A 15,720-nucleotide genomic window follows, 5' to 3' on the forward strand; every position below is an offset into this window, starting at 1 on the left:
CGCTGACACGTTCGTGCGAGGCGGGCGAACTGCGACGCGCCCAGCGACGCGCCGCACCCTCCCGCCTCAGCCCGACCTCAGCTCAGCCTCAGCCCAGCGCCGTCTTCACCACATCCGCCAGGTGCGCCGCCAGCCGTCGCGCCTGCTCCGCGTCTTCGGCCTCGACCATGACGCGCACCAGTGGCTCGGTGCCGCTGGGGCGCAGGAGGACGCGGCCGGTCTCGGCCAGTTCCGTTTCGGCCTCCTTGACCGCCTGGGCCAGTTCGGCGCTGGTCGCGGCGCGGGATTTGTCGACGTTCTTCACGTTGATCATCACCTGCGGCAGCTTGTGCATCACGCCTGCGAGGTCGGCCAGGGTGCGGCCGGTGGCCGCGACGCGGGCCAGGAGGTGCAGGGCCGTCAGGGTGCCGTCGCCGGTGGTGGCGTGCTCGGTGAGGATGAGGTGGCCGGACTGCTCGCCGCCGAGGACGTAGCCGCCGGTGCGCATGGCCTCCAGGACGTAGCGGTCGCCGACGGCGGTCTCGATGAAGTGCAGTCCTTCGCGCTGCATGGCCTGCTTGAAGCCGAAGTTGGCCATCACGGTGCCGACCACGGTGTCGCCGGCGAGCTTGCCCTGGTCGCGCAGGGACAGCGCGAGGACCGCGAGGATCTGGTCGCCGTCGACCTCCTCGCCGGCGGCGTCCACGGCCAGGCAGCGGTCGGCGTCGCCGTCGTGGGCGATGCCGGCGTGCGCGCCGTGCTCGATGACGGCGGCCTTCAGCTTGTCCAGGTGCGTGGAGCCGCAGTCCTCGTTGATGTTCAGGCCGTCGGGCTCGACGTGGGTGGCGATCACCTCGGCGCCGGCGCGGCGCAGGGCCTCCGGGGAGACGCGGTAGGCGGCGCCGTTGGCCTCGTCGACGACGACCTTCAGGCCGTCCAGGCGGTTGGGGAGGGTGTCCAGGAGGTGCTCGATGTAGCGCTCGCCGCCCTGGGGGTAGTCCGCGACGCGGCCCACGGCGGCGCCCACGGGCCGGGACCACTGCTCGTTCATGCGGGCCTCGATGGCGTCCTCAAGGGCGTCGTCGAGCTTCACGCCGCCGCGGGCGAGGAACTTGATGCCGTTGTCCGGGGCCGGATTGTGCGAGGCCGACAGGACCACGCCGAGATCGGCGCCCAGGATCTCGGTCAGGTAGGCGACCGCGGGGGTGGGCAGGACGCCGAGGCGCAGGACGTCCACGCCGGCCGAGGCGAGCCCGGCGACGACCGCCCCCTCCAGGAACTCGCCCGAGGCACGGGGGTCGCGGCCGACCACCGCCTTGGGACGGTGGCCCTCGAACGCCCCCACTTCGCCGAGGACGTGCGCGGCGGCCACCGAAAGGTCCAACGCCAGTTCCGCTGTCAGATCCCGGTTGGCCATGCCGCGAACGCCGTCGGTGCCGAAAAGCCTGGTCATATGCGCGCGCTCCTAGAGAGGGCAGGAGGGTGGAACCCTAGGGGACGGTATTCCCGGGAAACATCGTACGAACGCCCCGGAAAGCGGATGCTCCCGGGGCGTTCGTAGACACCGTGGCGCCCGCAGTCCCCCGCGGACAGACGGCGGTTTAGCGCTTGCTGTACTGCGGGGCCTTACGGGCCTTCTTCAGACCGGCCTTCTTGCGCTCGGTGGCGCGGGCGTCCCGGGTCAGGAAGCCGGCCTTCTTCAGCGTCGCCCGGTTGTTCTCCTGGTCCGCCGCGTTCAGCGCGCGGGCCACGCCCAGGCGCAGCGCGCCGGCCTGGCCGGAGATGCCGCCGCCGTCGATGCGGGCGACGACGTCGTACGCGCCGTCCAGCTCCAGGACCTTGAACGGGTCGTTCACCAGCTGCTGGTGGACCTTGTTCGGGAAGTAGCCGTCCAGAGTGCGGCCGTTGATCTTCCACAGGCCGGTGCCCGGGACGATGCGGACGCGGGCGATGGCCTCCTTGCGGCGGCCCAGGCCCTGGCCGGAGGTGCTGGCCGTGCGGCGCACGACCGGAGCGGCGGCGGTCGCGGGGGTCTCCGAGGTGTACTCGGTGAGCTCCTCCTCGGCGGCGCCGTCGCCGGCGAACTCGTCAACGATCTCGGTGGTGGTGTCGACCTCGGTCACAGCCACAGTTCCTTTCTGGGAAAACTAAGAAGAGTGGAGTGGCCGGGACTACTGCGCGACCTGGTTGATGACGAACGGCTCCGGCTTCTGCGCGGCGTGCGGGTGCTCCTCGCCGCGGTACACCTTCAGCTTGGACAGCTGCTGGCGGCCGAGCGAGTTCTTCGGCAGCATGCCGCGGACGGCCTTCTCGATGGCCTTGCGCGGGTCCTTGTCGATCAGGTCGCCGTACTTGACGGAGCGCAGACCGCCCGGGTAACCGGAGTGCCGGTACGCGAGCTTGTCCTCGCGCTTGTTGCCGGACAGGTGCACCTTCTCGGCGTTGATGATGATGACGAAGTCGCCGGTGTCGACGTGCGGGGCGAAGATCGCCTTGTGCTTCCCGCGCAGCAGCTGCGCGGTCTGCGAGGCGAGACGGCCGAGAACGATGTCACGGGCGTCGATGACGTGCCACTGACGCTGCACGTCACTGGGCTTGGGGCTGAACGTACGCACGGAAATGCTCCTGGCGTGTGTCGTAGACGTTTACGCGATGAAGAAGCACGCCGTCGTCGTGAGTACAAGGCATGCCTAAAGGCGCGTGTGGCCTCGCCCTACTCCCCGTTTCCCCGGATGCAACGCCAAGGACTCGGTCTCGTATGGGCGCGGATGGGACGCACCAAGGCACCACTTTACCCGATGGCCGGAGGTGCTCATGACTTCGCACCGGACTTGACCGGCCTGCGGTCCGGACGACGCTCGTCCCAGACCGGCTCGGACGCCTCGTAGACCCGGCCGTCGGAGCCGAAGACCAGGTAGCGGTCGAAGCCGCGGGCGAACCAGCGATCGTGCGTGACGGCGATCACGGTTCCCTGGTACGCCTCCAGGCCCGCCTCAAGGGCGTCCGCCGACATCAGGTCCAGGTTGTCGGTCGGCTCGTCCAGCAGAAGCATCGTCGAACCGGTCAGCTCCAGACGCAGGATCTGGAACCGGGCCTGTTGACCGCCGGAGAGATTCCCGAAACGTTGTTCCGCCTGCTCGTTCAACGCATAGCGCGCGAGCGTCGGAGCTGCGTTGTCGCGTTGGAAGGAGAACTCCTCCCAGAGGATCTCCAGAAGCGTCTTCTGCTCCAGAGCCGGCTGGCGGTGCGTCTGACGGAAGTGGCCGGGGACGACCCGCGCGCCGAGCTTGAAGGTACCTGTGTGGGCGACGTCCTCGCCGGCTAGAAGGCGGAGGAAGTGGGACTTCCCCGAGCCGTTCCCTCCGAGAACCGCTACGCGTTCCCCATAGAAGACTTCTGCAGAGAACGGCTTCATGAGGCCGGTGAGTTCAAGGTCTACGCACTCAAAGGCGCGGACTCCGGTGCGGCCGCCCTTGAGGCGCATCTTCACCTGTTGCTCGCGCGGGGGCGCCGGAGGCGCACCAGCCTGCTCGAACTTCTCCAGGCGGGTGCACATGGCGCGGTACTTGGAGGCCATGTCGGGACTGATCTTCGCCTGCTGGCGCAGGGTGTTCACGAGGTCCTTGAGACGGCGGTGCTCCTCTTCCCAGCGGCGCAGGACCTCTTCGAAGCGGTCGAAGCGGGCCTTGCGGGCCTCGTGGTAGTTCGCGAAGCCGCCGCCGTGGATCCAGACGGAGCCGCCGATGCCGCCGCCGGAGCCGACCTCTACGGTGACGATCTTCTTAGCGGTGCCGGCCAGCAACTCCCGGTCGTGGGTGACGAACAGGACCGTCTTGGCGGTCTCGTTGATCGCCTCTTCCAGCCATCGCTTGCCGGGGACGTCGAGGAAGTTGTCCGGCTCGTCGAGCAGGAGGACCTGATCGGGGCCACGCAGGACGGCTTCCAGAACGAGGCGTTTCTGTTCGCCTCCGGAAAGCGTGGAGGCGGCGCGGAACTGGGCCTGGATATAGGGGACGCCGATAGCGATGGTGCAGCAGGTGTCCCATAGCGTTTCCGCCTCATAGCCGCCCGCGTCGCCCCAGTCGACGAGCGCCTGTGCGTAGCGCATCTGCGTGGGCTCGGAGTCGTCCTCCATCATCGCCAGCTCTGCGGCCTCCAGCTCTACAGCGGCCTTCTGGAGCGCGGGCTGCGCGACGGACAACAGGAGGGTGCGGACAGTCGGGGGTTCCTCCCCCTCCTGCGGCTTGCGGTCGACGAACTGCCGCATCACGCCGAGACCTCCGGAGCGCACCACGGCGCCGCCGGTCGGCTCGATGTCGCCGGCGATGAGGCGCAGCAGGGTCGTCTTGCCGGCGCCGTTCGCGCCGACCAGGGCCGCCTTGTCGCCGTCACCGATCCGGAAGGAGACGTCGTCGAGGAGGACGCGGCCGTCCGGGAGGTGGTACTGGAGGCTGTTGACGTCGATATGGCCCATAGGTGGCAGTCTCGCTCAGGGCTTCTTAGTCGCGCGAGTGGTTATAGCGTCGAGCGCATGGCTCAGGTGTTGTTGCTTTGCGGGTCGGTGCGCAAGGGGTCCTCGAACGAGGCCATGCTACGGCTGGTGCAGGAGGTCGCGAGGGACGCCCAGAACGTGGACAGTGCGGTCTTCTATGAGGGCCTGGGAGAGCTTCCCCACTTCAACCCGGATCTGGACGCGGACCCGCTTCCCAAGGCCGTCACGGAGCTGCGCAGCGCCATAGCGGAAGCGGATGCGGTGCTCGTCTGTACGCCGGAGTACGCAGGGACGCTGCCGGGCTCCTTCAAGAACCTCCTGGACTGGACCGTCGGGGGAACCGAGATCTGCGACAAACCGACGGGATGGATCAACGCGGCGAATCCGGGGCGCGGCGAGGGTGCGGTGGCGACGCTGCGGTTGGTGTTGGAGTACACCGGTGCGGCGATCGTGGAGGACGCATGTGTGCGGATTGCGCGGGGACCCGGATATACGAGAAAGCATTAGCGCGGTCTTGACGGCGCTGCGGTAGAACGGACGGATGCGACCGGAACCTGGGCAAGTTCTGCACTTCTCGGAAGACCCGACGATCACCCGCTTCGCACCGCATGTCGCCGCCACGGCTCAGCAGCCGGAGGCGTACGTATGGGCCGTCGACTACGACCGCGCGCCCGACTACTGGTTCCCTCGGCAGTGTCCGCGCGCGATGGCGTGGGTGACGCCGGAGACCACGGAGGAGGACCGGGAGCGCATCATCGGCCCCGGGGGTGGGCTGCGCGTGCACGCTGTGGAGTACGGCTGGCTGGAGCGGATGCGGACGGTGGAGCTTTACGCGTATCGCCTTGACGCGCGGGACTTCCGTTCCTTCGGCGAGCCGCCCAACGCGCACGTGGCCGAGCACGAGGTACGTCCTCTCGGGCCCGCAGAGCGTGTGGGAGACCTGTTCGAGCTCTATGAGGAGGCGGACATCCAGCTCAGGGTGCTGCCGACGCTGCTGCCGTTCTGGGACCAGGTGATCAGCACGACGCTGGGGTTCAGCGGGATCCGGCTGCGGAACGCGCGGCCTGCTCCGGCGGCCTCGGTTTATTCCGGTTAGTCCGGCTACTTCGGCGGTCCGGCCTCAGGACTCTGGCTCAGTCGGCCCCGAGCACCCTCATCCGCCGCGTCTTCAGCTGCTGGCCGGCGAGGTCGGAGTCGGCGGGATAGACGACCTCTTCCAGCGTCAGCCCCTGCGGCGGCGCCACCTTCACCTCGGGCGAGCGCACGACCTCGGCGAGGATGCGTTCCGGGTCGCCGACCGGCCGGCGTCCCTCCCCCACCGCCAGCAGCGCGCCGACCAGGCTGCGGACCATCGAGTGGCAGAAGGCGTCGGCGCGGACGTCGGCGACCAGCAGGCCGGTGGGAGTCAGAGAGGTCGGCGCTTCGCGCGTCCATTCCAGGCGCGTGAGGCAGCGAATCGTCGTGGCTCCCTCGCGCTTCTTGCAGAAGGCGGCGAAGTCGTGCTCGCCGAGCAGCGCGGCCGCGGCCTCGTTCATGAGCGCGGGATCCAGCGCGCGCGGGTGCCACGTGACGTCGTTGCGCCGCAGCGGGTGCGGGCCGTAGGGGGCGTCGGTGACGCGGTAGGCGTAGCGGCGGCCCATGGCGGCGAAGCGGGCGTCGAAGCCGGCCGGCGCGACCGCCGCCGACCAGACCCGCACGTCGCCCGGCAGGACGGCGGCCAGGCGGCGCAGGAGGCGCTCCTCGTGCTCGGCCCAGAGCTCGGCGGGGACGTCCAGATGCGCGACCTGCCCGCTGGCGTGCACCCCGGCGTCGGTGCGGCCGGCCACGACCAGCGTCACGTCCTGCCGCAGCACCGTCGACACGGCGCCGGTCAACTCCCCGCACACCGTCCGCCGCTTGGGCTGGACGGCCCACCCGGAGAAGGCGGTGCCGTCGTAGGCCAGGTCGAGGCGGACACGGACGTGGCCGGGGGCGGGCTCGGTGCTCATCGGTCCATTGTGGCGCAGGGGGTTGTCAGTCTGGGTCGTCAGTCTGGGTCGTCGGTCAGCGCCGGCAGGATGCGAGAGATGGCGAAAGCCCGCCGCCTCCGAAGAGACGGCGGGCTCCACGAACACCGGAAGGATTTACTCCTTCTCAGCGGCCTCAGCCTCGGTGGCCTCGACAGCCTCGGCCTCGACCTCGGCGGCCGGAGCCTCCTCGACGACCTCGGCGGCGGCCGGAGCCGGCGCCGGGGCGGCGGTCTTCTTGCTCGCGCGCTTGGTGGCGGCCTCGGCCTCGCGGACCGCGGTCTGCTGCACGGTCAGGGCCTCGACCAGCTCGATCACGGCCATGGGGGCGTTGTCGCCCTTGCGGTTGCCGGCCTTGATGATGCGGGTGTAGCCGCCGGGGCGGTTCTCGTAGTTCGGCGCGATCTCGTCGAACAGGCGGAAGACGATGTCCTTGTCGCCCAGCACGGCCAGGACCTGGCGACGGTTGTGCAGGTCGCCCTTCTTGGCCTTGGTGATCAGCCGCTCGGCGTAGGGACGCAGCAGGCGCGCCTTGGCCTCGGTGGTGGTGATCTTGTCGTGCTCGAACAGCGACTTGGCGAGGTTCGCCAGGATCAGCTTCTGGTGGGCCGGGGAGCCGCCGAGGCGGGCGCCCTTCTTCGGCTGGGGCATTGCTTCTTCTCCTTGGTGTCTCGGGCCGTGTCAGGTACCCGGGATCTTGAGCCGGCGGCGCGCAGGATGCGCGCCGCCGGTGTCGAGCCTTACAGCTCCTCGGTCTCCGCGTAGCCGGAGTCCAGGTCCTCTTCCTCGTCGTACTGGTTGTCCACCACGAGCGAGGGGTCGAATCCGGGCGGGGAGTCCTTGAGCGCCAGGCCCATGCTCATCAGCTTGACCTTGACCTCGTCGATGGACTTCGCACCGAAGTTGCGGATGTCCAGCAGGTCGGCCTCGCTGCGGGCGACGAGCTCACCCACGGTGTGGATGCCCTCGCGCTTGAGGCAGTTGTAGGAGCGGACGGTCAGCTCCAGGTCCTCGATCGGCAGCGCCAGGTCGGCGGCCAGGGCGGCGTCCGTCGGGGACGGGCCCATGTCGATGCCCTCGGCCTCGATGTTCAGCTCGCGGGCGAGACCGAACAGCTCGACCAGGGTCTTACCGGCCGACGCCACGGCGTCGCGCGGGCGCATCGACTGCTTGGTCTCCACGTCCAGCACCAGGCGGTCGAAGTCGGTCCGCTGCTCGACGCGGGTGGCCTCGACGTCGTACTTGACCTTGAGGACCGGCGAGTAGATCGAGTCGATCGGGATGCGCCCGATCTCCTGGCCCGCCTGCTTGTTCTGCACCGCGCTGACGTAGCCGCGGCCGCGCTCGACGGTGAGCTCCATTTCGAGCTTGCCCTTGCCGTTGAGCGTGGCGATGATCAGCTCGGGGTTGTGGACCTCGACGCCGGCCGGCGGGGCGATGTCGGCGGCGGTGACGGTGCCCGGGCCCTGCTTGCGCAGGTACATGGTCACCGGCTCGTCGATCTCCGAGGAGACGACCAGCTGCTTGATGTTCAGGATGAGGTCGGTGACGTCCTCCTTCACACCCGGGATCGTGGTGAACTCGTGGAGCACGCCGTCGATCCGGATGGACGTCACCGCGGCGCCGGGGATGGACGACAGAAGCGTCCGGCGCAGCGAGTTGCCGAGGGTGTAGCCGAAGCCGGGCTCCAGCGGCTCGATGAGGAACCGCGAACGGTACTCATCGATGATTTCCTCGGTGAGGGTGGGGCGCTGTGCGATAAGCACGGTGGAACCTCCATTGCCTGGGCTGGCCGCTATTTACCAGCCACGGGGATGACGCTCCTATAGGGAGTCCCGCGCAGGGACTCCCTATAGGTCTCGAACACGTACTCCGGATTACTTGGAGTAGAGCTCGACGATCAGCTGCTCCTGGACCTGCGTGTCAATGACAGCACGCTCCGGAAGCGAGTGCACGAGGATCCGCATCTTCGACGGGATGACCTCGATCCACGCCGGGACGGCACGCTCGCCGGCCTCGGCACGGGCCACCACGAACGGGGTGAGCTCCAGGCTCTCCTTGCGCACCTCGACGATGTCACTCGGGGTGACGCGCATCGAGGGGATGTTCGCCTTGTGGCCGTTGATCAGGATGTGGCCGTGGCGCACCAGCTGGCGCGCGTGGTCGCGGGACTTCGCGAAGCCGGCGCGGTAGACCACGTTGTCCAGGCGGGACTCGAGGATGCGGAGCAGGTTCTCACCCGTCTTGCCGCCCTTGCGGTTGGCCTCCTCGTAGTAACCGCGGAACTGCTTCTCCAGAACGCCGTAGATGCGGGCGGTCTTCTGCTTCTCGCGAAGCTGGAGCAGGTACTCGTTCTCCTTGGTGCGACCGCGACCGTGCTCACCCGGGGGGTAGGGACGGATCTCGATCGGGCACTTCGGGCCATCGCACTTGCTGCCCTTGAGGAAGAGCTTGGTCTTCTCGCGGCGGCAGCGCTTGCAGTCGGGGCCGGTGTAACGGGCCATGTGTGTTCTTCTCTCCTAGCTCAGACGCGCCGGCGCTTCGGCGGGCGGCAGCCGTTGTGCGGCGAAGGGGTGACGTCGTTGATGGATCCGACCTCCAGGCCGGTCTGCTGCAGCGACCGGATGGCGGTCTCACGGCCGGAACCGGGACCCTTGACGAACACGTCGACCTTCTTCATGCCGTGCTCCATGGCGCGGCGGGCGGCGGCCTCGGCGGTCATCTGAGCGGCGAACGGGGTCGACTTGCGCGAGCCCTTGAAGCCCACCTGACCCGAGCTCGCCCAGGCGATCACGTTCCCCTGCGGGTCGGTGATCGAGACGATGGTGTTGTTGAACGTGCTCTTGATGTGAGCGTGCCCGTGGGCGACGTTCTTCTTTTCCTTGCGGCGCAGCTTGGGAGCCTTGGCGCCGGCCTTACGGCTCTGGGGAGGCATTGTGCTGGGTTCTCCTGAATGAGGTGATCGGTCCGGGGCCACTGACAACCAGATGGAGTCCGGTCCGTGGCTGGACTACTTCCGGCCGGCCTTCTTCTTGCCGGCGATGGCCTTGCGCGGGCCCTTGCGCGTACGCGCGTTGGTGTGGGTGCGCTGACCATGGACCGGCAGACCCTTGCGGTGCCGGACACCCTGGTAGCAGCCGATCTCGATCTTGCGGCGGATGTCCGCCTGGACCTCACGGCGCAGGTCGCCCTCGACGCGGTAGTTCGTGTCGATCCACTGGCGGAGCTTGACGAGGTCGTCCTCCGTCAGGTCCTTCACGCGCGTGTTGGGGTTGATGCCGGTCTCCGCGCACGTCTGCTGCGAGCGGGTGCGGCCGATGCCGTAGATGTAGGTGAGGGCGATCTCCAGACGCTTTTCGCGCGGGATGTCCACACCAGAGAGACGTGCCATCAGGCAGGCTCCTGTTTCTGTTTCATCCGGAGGTGTCGGTACAGCGCCGTTCCTGGTGCCTGACCAGGTCTCCAGCCTCCGGGCCGGGGGTTTCAGCCGCGAGCCCCATGGCGGGAGCTCGCGGGGTCGGGACGCTGCGGTTACTTCAGCCGGGTGTTGCGACCCGGCTTCGAGCTAGCTCAGCCCTGACGCTGCTTGTGGCGCAGGTTCTCGCAGATCACCATGACGCGGCCGTGGCGACGGATCACCTTGCACTTGTCACAGATCTTCTTGACGCTGGGCTTGACCTTCATGATGGTTCCTTAACTGGTATCGGTCGTCCGGTGTGGAAACACCGAAAGGCAGCCCACCACCTAGAGCGTGGTGAGCCTCGATGAGTCGTGATCGGCGAGGACCCCGCCCGCGAAGGGTGGAGTCCTACAGATCACTTGTAGCGGTAGACGATGCGCCCACGGGTCAGGTCGTACGGGCTCAGCTCGACGACGACCCGGTCGTCCGGGAGGATCCGGATGTAGTGCATCCGCATCTTGCCGGAGATGTGCGCGAGGACCTTGTGGCCGTTCGCCAGCTCAACGCGGAACATCGCGTTGGGCAGGGACTCGATGATGGTGCCCTCGATCTCGATGGCGCCTTCTTTTTTGGCCAAGTTCCTTCAATCTCCTTCAGAAGGGTGTCTACTGCCGCGTCGGTTCCGGCAACAGGAGCAAGTGGTGGTCCAGCGATATGCGCTCGTAGACCCAGCCGCGGGAAACGCACGTGAACCACTCCATACGGAGCCGACACGCCAGTGTACGCCGAACACTTGCAGAACGCGAAACCGGGGCTTTGTACCCCGGTCGCACATGTCTTGAAACCGCTACCGGGTGGCGTAAATTCCCGCCCCGTTCGCCTCAGCGACACCGGAAGAGCGATGTCACCCGATGCGGTGACATCGCAAAAAGCCGGAAGGCCGCGACCGGATCTGGCGGTCACAGCCTCCCACAGGCAACCACGGGCAACCAACGGCCGGTCCCGGCCCGGCAGCTCAGCTCCGCTTGTTGATCCCCCGCGCCAGCATCAGCACACCCATGATCCCGATCGGCCACGCCGGCCAGAAGTTCCCCCAGTTGTCCCCGCCGGCCACGTTGCTGACCAGCCAGATCCCGGTCAGCAGGACCGTCAGCGACAGCCACGAGCTGAACGACCCCCATCCCCGGCCTCCGCGCCGCGCCGCCTGCTGCTTCCAGCGCTCCTGCTGCTGCGTCCAGCGCTGCTCGTGCCGCTCCTGGTGGCGCTGCCGACGCTGGGTGTGGCGCTCCAGGTGCTCGTTGATGCGGTCCTGGATGGCCTGGTTGTCGATGTTGATCTGCATGCGGCCGGACTCGTCGCGGCGGACCTCCACCGGGCGCTGCTGGGTGCGCTGCTGGAAGGTGCGCTGCTGGGCCTGGTCGATGTTCAGCTGCGACAGGTCCACCGGGAGGTCCCGGGTGAGGGTGCGCAGCTCACCGTAGGTTTTGGCCTCGTAGGCCTTCGTCATGCGTTCGTCGAACTCGTCGAGCGTGAGCCGGCCGGCGGCGTGGTGCTCGCGCAGCTGCTCGACGAGGCGTTCGCGGTCGGCGTCGCCGGCGCGCATATCGGGATCGAACGAGGCCCCACCCTGCGTCGTCATCTCCGTGACTCCCTGACTCACTCGCGACATATCTCGACTGTACCTCAGGTTGTCCGCAGCGGGATCCCCCGTGGGAGGGAGGTGCGACTACTCCCGGTGGAGCATGATCTATCACGTGCTGACCCCGGGCGTGCTGTCCCGCCGAGGATTCCGGCTGCGACGGCCACGACGCAACGACGTGCTGGCCGTCGTCATCGTGCTGGTGCTGAACAGCGGCACCTACCTGGTACCCGGTGTACTGCCCTGGGGACCCTGGCGCCACCTGCTGGAGTCCGTGACCATCGCGTCGATGCTGTGGCGGGAGACCTACCCGGTCGTGACCGCCCTGGTGACCGGCGCGCTGACGCTGGTCATCACCGCGACCGTGCACCCGGCCCAGCCGTTCCCGTACGCGGTCCTCGTCGTCGAGTACACGATCGGCTCCGTCCTGCGCGGCCGGACGCGGATCATCATGATCGCGGTCTACATGGTCGGGAACGTCGTCGCCGAATACCTGCACCGGCAGATGAACAACCCCGAGGACTTCCTGGTCACCTTCACCCTCAGCATGACCTCTCTGTTCCTCGGCGTCCTGATGCAGTCCGAGCGCGACTCGCTGTCCGTCCGCGCCGACCGCGAGCTGCGCGCCGAGCGCGCCCGGATCGCCCGGGACATGCACGACGTGGTCGGGCACGCCGTAGCTCTGATGGTCGTGCAGGCCGAGGCCGGACCGCTGCTGGTCCGGTCCAAGCCCGAGCGGGCCGAGGCGGCGTTCGAAGCCATCTCGGCCGCCGGCCGGGACGCCATGGCGCAGCTGCGCGGCCTGCTCGGCACGCTCCACAAGGACGAAGGCGGCGGCCGGCAGCCGCTGCCCACCCTGTCCGACCTCGACGACCTGGTGCACCGAGTCCGCAAAGCGGGGCTCCAAGTCCGCATGGAACAGACCGGGAGCGCCACCTCCCTATCCCCGGGCGCCGAGACCGCCGCCTACCGGGTGGTGCAGGAGGCCCTGACCAACACTCTGAAACACGCCCGCGCCTCCCGCGCCGAAGTGCGGCTGTCCTGGTCGCCGAGCGCACTGGAGATCACGGTGGCCGACAACGGCCGCGGCGTGGCCGACGGTGTGGCGGACGCCGGCCACGGCCAAGGTCTGCCCGGCCTGCGGGAGCGCCTGGCGCCGGTGGGCGGCGCGCTGAGCTGGACGTCGCCGCCGGACACCGGCGGGTTCGCGCTGACCGCGGTGATCCCGTCGGGACTGCAGGACGGTGGGATGACCGCCGCGCCGGCCGTATAAAGGACAGCCGACACCTACGCCTGGTAGAAAGCGAACGTGGCGATTCGGGTGGTGGTGGCTGACGACCAGGAACTGGTGCGCAGCGGGTTCGCGATGATCCTGGACGCGCAGCCGGACATCGAGGTGGTCGGCGAGGCCGGCGACGGCGCCGAGGCGGTGGCCCTGACCCGCGCGCTGCACCCCGACGTGGTCCTGCTGGACGTGCGGATGCCGGTGATGGACGGCATCGAGGCGGCCCGCCGGGTCAGCGCCGAGGGCGGCAGCCGGATCCTCATGCTCACCACCTTCGACGTCGACGAGTACGTCTACGACGCCCTCTACGCCGGCGCCTCCGGCTTCCTGCTCAAGGACGTCCGCCGCGACGACCTGGTGCACGCGGTCCGCGTGGTCGCGGCCGGCGACTCGCTGCTGGCGCCCTCGGTGACCCGCCGCCTCATCGCCGACGTCACCTCCCGCCGCCCGGCCCGATCCGGCGCCGCCGACCCGGCCGCCGCGCCCTCGGCCCGGCTCGACGTCCTCACCCCGCGCGAGCGCGAGACACTGCTGCTGATCGCGCAGGGCGCCTCGAACGCCGAGATCGCCGCGCAGCTGTTCGTCACCGAGCACACGGTGAAGACCCACGTCAGCAACATCCTGATGAAGCTCGGCATGCGCGACCGGGTGCACGCGGTGATCTTCGCCTACGACAGCGGGCTGGTGACTCCCTCTCCGGAGGGATGACTCCCCCGATCTACCGAGTCCGGCCCTCCCCTCCCGCGCGGGATCACAGGACCCTGCCCGCCCCCGGACAGTGGGGGCATGTTGAGACACGCGGCAGAACTCGCCATCCGCCGGCCCCGGACCGTGATCACGGTCTGGACCCTGGTGCTGGTGGTCGGTCTGGGCCTGGGCGGGGCGGTGTTCGGCAGACTCGGGGGGCTCGGGGCGAACGTGCCGGGCAGCGAGTCCCAGGTCACGGCCGACCGCCTGGACAAGCTCGACCCGAACCCGGACACCATTGACGGCCTCATCACTTCGACGACCGCGGGGCGGGTGATCACCGCGGACACGGGGCTGCGGACTCGCGTCGCCTCCGCCGTCGCCGATCTGCGCGCGATCCCGGGCGTCGCGCAGGTACCGGACCCGTATCAGATCCCTGGCGCCACCGGTGACGGCCAGGTGGTCGCGATCCCGGTGACGTTCGCCGGCGGGATCACCTCAGACGCTGAAAGCGTCGCGTCGCGAGCGGCCCAGGACCGGCTGCACGCCATCGCCACGCCGGACTTCCAGGTGCGGGTCGGCGGCGGGCCGCTGGTCGGCGACGCGCTGAACCAGACCGCGCAGTCCGACGCCGGCAAAGCCGAGATGATCTCGCTGCCGATCGTACTGCTGTTGCTGGTGGTGGTGTTCGGCGGGCTGCTGGCCGCGTCGCTGCCGTTGGTGCTGGCCTTGTGCGGCGTCGCGTCCACGCTGCTGGTGCTCTACGGATTCAGCTTCGTGACCGACCTGTCGGTGTACTCCGTACAGATCACGACGATGCTGGGCCTGGGCCTCGGCGTGGACTACGCACTGTTGATGGTGACCCGGTTCAAGCAGGAGCGGACGGCGGCGACGGACATTCCCGACTGCGTGCGGCGCACCGTCTCGGCCGCCGGCCGCACGGTGTTCTTCTCCGGACTCACGGTCGCGGTCAGCCTGGTCGGGCTCGTGGTGTACCCGGCGCCGTTCCTGCGGAGCATGGGGCTCGCGGCGACGGCGGTGGTCGCCGTGGACATGCTGGCGGCCGTGACCCTGCTGCCGGCGCTGCTGGCGAAGTTCGGGCACCGGATCAAGCCGGCGAGCCCGCGACGGTCCGAGGGACGCTGGTTCGGGCGGTTCGCGGCGGCTGTCGTGCGGCGGCCGGTACCGGTGCTGATCGTGATCGCCGCCGGCCTGGTGACGGTCGCGACCCCGGTGACGGCGCTGACCCTGACTCCCGGCGACGCCCGGGAGCTGCCGGCGAGTTCGGAGTCGCGGCAGGTGTACGACCTGAGCGTGGCGCACTTCCCGGGGCGGAGCGCGGCGACGCCGCTGTACGTGGTGGTGCGGAGCGGCGCCGCGCGGCCCGACTATCTGGCGCATCTCCGAGCTCTGCCAGGTGTCGTCGACTCAGCGCAGAAGGCGCTTCCGGACGGCAGCGCGGTGCTGGAGCTGACACCCGCCGGGACGGTCAACGGGAAGGTGGCGACCCGGCTGGTGCAGACCATCCGGGACGAGCATCAGGGGGCTGCGGTCACCGGCGACAGCGCGCACCTGGTGGACTTCCGGCGGATGCTGGTGGATCGGCTGCCGTACGCCACCGCCGTGGTGCTGCTGTCGGTGTTCGTGTTGCTGTTCCTGTTCACCGGTTCGGTACTGATCCCGCTGAAGGCGGTGCTGACCAACCTGCTGAGCATCGGGGCGGCGTTGGGGGCGATGGTGTGGGTCTTCCAGCAGGGGCACTTCGCCGGGCTCTTCGGCTCCGGGGTGAAGGGCGGGCTGGGAGCGCTGGACGTGACCGTGCCGCCGCTGATGATCGCGGTCGCGTTCGGGCTGTCGATGGACTACGAGATCTTCATCCTCGGCCGGATCCGGGAGGCCCGGCTCGCCGGCGAGGACGCACGCCGTGCGGTGGTGACCGGGGTGCGGCACACGGGGCGGGTGGTGACGTGCGCGGCGGCGCTGCTGATGATCGTCTTCGCCTGCTTCATGACCGGCGGGGCGGCGCCGATCCTGGAGTTCGGGTTCGGGCTGACGCTCGCGGTGCTCATCGACGCGACGCTGGTGCGGATGATGCTGGTGCCCGCGGTGCTGGCGCTGCTCGGAGAGGGCGCCTGGTGGGCGCCGCGGGCGCTGCGCGGGGTGCATGCGCGGTTCGGCGTCGCCGAGGCGCCCGAACCTGCGGCGGAGGGGCTGTTGCAGCAAGTGTGAGGC

18 protein-coding genes are annotated in these 15,720 nt (G+C 69.0%); 5 read left to right on the forward strand and 13 right to left on the reverse strand.

The window, feature by feature from the left end:
- Positions 1 to 88: 88 nt before the first annotated feature.
- The 4 genes from glmM to ABH935_RS03835 form a co-directional block, all read right to left on the reverse strand.
- On the reverse strand, positions 89 to 1,432 hold the full coding sequence (gene glmM / locus ABH935_RS03820; RefSeq protein ID WP_370376359.1) for a phosphoglucosamine mutase: 1,344 nt from the start codon (positions 1,430 to 1,432) through the stop codon (positions 89 to 91).
- Between the two features lie 148 nt (positions 1,433 to 1,580).
- Positions 1,581 to 2,075, reverse strand: coding sequence for a 30S ribosomal protein S9 (gene rpsI, locus ABH935_RS03825; RefSeq protein ID WP_370376562.1), 495 nt, complete (start codon positions 2,073 to 2,075; stop codon positions 1,581 to 1,583).
- 75 nt (positions 2,076 to 2,150) lie between these two features.
- A complete protein-coding gene (gene rplM / locus ABH935_RS03830; protein WP_370376360.1) occupies positions 2,151 to 2,594 on the reverse strand; it encodes a 50S ribosomal protein L13 in 444 nt (147 codons plus the stop codon).
- A gap of 197 nt (positions 2,595 to 2,791) precedes the next feature.
- Complete coding sequence (locus ABH935_RS03835; protein WP_370376361.1) at positions 2,792 to 4,453, reverse strand: ABC-F family ATP-binding cassette domain-containing protein; 1,662 nt, start codon at positions 4,451 to 4,453, stop codon at positions 2,792 to 2,794.
- Between the two features lie 57 nt (positions 4,454 to 4,510).
- On the opposite strand from ABH935_RS03835, the gene ABH935_RS03840 reads away from it, so the two are divergent.
- Together ABH935_RS03840 and ABH935_RS03845 are read left to right on the forward strand one after the other, a co-directional pair.
- Complete coding sequence (locus ABH935_RS03840; protein WP_370376362.1) at positions 4,511 to 4,978, forward strand: NADPH-dependent FMN reductase; 468 nt, start codon at positions 4,511 to 4,513, stop codon at positions 4,976 to 4,978.
- 34 nt (positions 4,979 to 5,012) lie between these two features.
- Entirely contained in the window at positions 5,013 to 5,567 is a 555-nt protein-coding gene (locus ABH935_RS03845) for a DUF6886 family protein (RefSeq protein ID WP_370376363.1), read from the forward strand.
- A gap of 37 nt (positions 5,568 to 5,604) precedes the next feature.
- Here ABH935_RS03845 and truA read toward each other — a convergent pair whose 3' ends face one another.
- The 9 genes from truA to ABH935_RS03890 all read right to left on the reverse strand — a co-directional run bounded on the left by truA (position 5,605) and on the right by ABH935_RS03890 (position 11,516).
- Positions 5,605 to 6,459, reverse strand: coding sequence for a tRNA pseudouridine(38-40) synthase TruA (gene truA, locus ABH935_RS03850; protein ID WP_370376364.1), 855 nt, complete (start codon positions 6,457 to 6,459; stop codon positions 5,605 to 5,607).
- Between the two features lie 135 nt (positions 6,460 to 6,594).
- Positions 6,595 to 7,128, reverse strand: coding sequence for a 50S ribosomal protein L17 (gene rplQ / locus ABH935_RS03855; RefSeq protein ID WP_370376365.1), 534 nt, complete (start codon positions 7,126 to 7,128; stop codon positions 6,595 to 6,597).
- Positions 7,129 to 7,217: 89 nt separating this feature from the next.
- Positions 7,218 to 8,243 carry a DNA-directed RNA polymerase subunit alpha gene (locus tag ABH935_RS03860; protein WP_012785190.1) on the reverse strand — a complete coding sequence of 342 codons (1,026 nt, stop codon included), beginning with the start codon at positions 8,241 to 8,243 and terminating at the stop codon, positions 7,218 to 7,220.
- 111 nt (positions 8,244 to 8,354) lie between these two features.
- Positions 8,355 to 8,981: a 30S ribosomal protein S4 gene (gene rpsD, locus ABH935_RS03865; protein ID WP_012785189.1), complete on the reverse strand. Its 627-nt coding sequence runs from the start codon at positions 8,979 to 8,981 to the stop codon at positions 8,355 to 8,357.
- Between the two features lie 20 nt (positions 8,982 to 9,001).
- The gene (gene rpsK / locus ABH935_RS03870) at positions 9,002 to 9,412 is read right to left on the reverse strand and encodes a 30S ribosomal protein S11 (RefSeq protein WP_012785188.1); all 411 of its coding nucleotides are present in this window, start codon (positions 9,410 to 9,412) and stop codon (positions 9,002 to 9,004) included.
- 75 nt (positions 9,413 to 9,487) lie between these two features.
- Complete coding sequence (gene rpsM, locus ABH935_RS03875) at positions 9,488 to 9,868, reverse strand: 30S ribosomal protein S13 (RefSeq protein ID WP_370365682.1); 381 nt, start codon at positions 9,866 to 9,868, stop codon at positions 9,488 to 9,490.
- A 179-nt stretch (positions 9,869 to 10,047) separates the two neighbouring features.
- Positions 10,048 to 10,161, reverse strand: coding sequence for a 50S ribosomal protein L36 (gene rpmJ, locus ABH935_RS03880; protein ID WP_009740505.1), 114 nt, complete (start codon positions 10,159 to 10,161; stop codon positions 10,048 to 10,050).
- 131 nt (positions 10,162 to 10,292) lie between these two features.
- On the reverse strand, positions 10,293 to 10,514 hold the full coding sequence (gene infA, locus ABH935_RS03885) for a translation initiation factor IF-1 (RefSeq protein ID WP_012785186.1): 222 nt from the start codon (positions 10,512 to 10,514) through the stop codon (positions 10,293 to 10,295).
- A gap of 378 nt (positions 10,515 to 10,892) precedes the next feature.
- Positions 10,893 to 11,516, reverse strand: coding sequence for a DUF1707 domain-containing protein (locus ABH935_RS03890; protein WP_370376366.1), 624 nt, complete (start codon positions 11,514 to 11,516; stop codon positions 10,893 to 10,895).
- A gap of 115 nt (positions 11,517 to 11,631) precedes the next feature.
- Between ABH935_RS03890 and ABH935_RS03895 the strand changes: the two genes are divergently transcribed.
- The 3 genes from ABH935_RS03895 (at position 11,632) to ABH935_RS03905 (ending at position 15,717) form a co-directional block, all read left to right on the forward strand.
- A complete protein-coding gene (locus ABH935_RS03895) occupies positions 11,632 to 12,789 on the forward strand; it encodes a sensor histidine kinase (RefSeq protein ID WP_370376367.1) in 1,158 nt (385 codons plus the stop codon).
- Between the two features lie 36 nt (positions 12,790 to 12,825).
- Positions 12,826 to 13,509: a response regulator gene (locus ABH935_RS03900; RefSeq protein WP_370376368.1), complete on the forward strand. Its 684-nt coding sequence runs from the start codon at positions 12,826 to 12,828 to the stop codon at positions 13,507 to 13,509.
- A 78-nt stretch (positions 13,510 to 13,587) separates the two neighbouring features.
- A complete protein-coding gene (locus ABH935_RS03905; protein WP_370376369.1) occupies positions 13,588 to 15,717 on the forward strand; it encodes an MMPL family transporter in 2,130 nt (709 codons plus the stop codon).
- Positions 15,718 to 15,720 lie beyond the last annotated feature (3 nt).

The organism is Catenulispora sp. GAS73 (genome assembly GCF_041262085.1).
In the GTDB taxonomy this organism is placed as follows: domain Bacteria; phylum Actinomycetota; class Actinomycetes; order Streptomycetales; family Catenulisporaceae; genus Catenulispora.

What these genes read in the sequence shown, in the direction of transcription:
- glmM (WP_370376359.1), bottom strand. Translation starts at nt 1,432, where the DNA reads ATGACCAGGCTTTTCGGCACCGACGGCGTTCGCGGCATGGCCAACCGG.
- ABH935_RS03835 (WP_370376361.1), bottom strand. Translation starts at nt 4,453, where the DNA reads ATGGGCCATATCGACGTCAACAGCCTCCAGTACCACCTCCCGGACGGC.
- ABH935_RS03840 (WP_370376362.1), top strand. Translation starts at nt 4,511, where the DNA reads ATGGCTCAGGTGTTGTTGCTTTGCGGGTCGGTGCGCAAGGGGTCCTCG.
- ABH935_RS03845 (WP_370376363.1), top strand. Translation starts at nt 5,013, where the DNA reads ATGCGACCGGAACCTGGGCAAGTTCTGCACTTCTCGGAAGACCCGACG.
- truA (WP_370376364.1), bottom strand. Translation starts at nt 6,459, where the DNA reads ATGAGCACCGAGCCCGCCCCCGGCCACGTCCGTGTCCGCCTCGACCTG.
- rplQ (WP_370376365.1), bottom strand. Translation starts at nt 7,128, where the DNA reads ATGCCCCAGCCGAAGAAGGGCGCCCGCCTCGGCGGCTCCCCGGCCCAC.
- rpsD (WP_012785189.1), bottom strand. Translation starts at nt 8,981, where the DNA reads ATGGCCCGTTACACCGGCCCCGACTGCAAGCGCTGCCGCCGCGAGAAG.
- rpsK (WP_012785188.1), bottom strand. Translation starts at nt 9,412, where the DNA reads ATGCCTCCCCAGAGCCGTAAGGCCGGCGCCAAGGCTCCCAAGCTGCGC.
- rpsM (WP_370365682.1), bottom strand. Translation starts at nt 9,868, where the DNA reads ATGGCACGTCTCTCTGGTGTGGACATCCCGCGCGAAAAGCGTCTGGAG.
- rpmJ (WP_009740505.1), bottom strand. Translation starts at nt 10,161, where the DNA reads ATGAAGGTCAAGCCCAGCGTCAAGAAGATCTGTGACAAGTGCAAGGTG.
- ABH935_RS03890 (WP_370376366.1), bottom strand. Translation starts at nt 11,516, where the DNA reads ATGACGACGCAGGGTGGGGCCTCGTTCGATCCCGATATGCGCGCCGGC.
- ABH935_RS03905 (WP_370376369.1), top strand. Translation starts at nt 13,588, where the DNA reads ATGTTGAGACACGCGGCAGAACTCGCCATCCGCCGGCCCCGGACCGTG.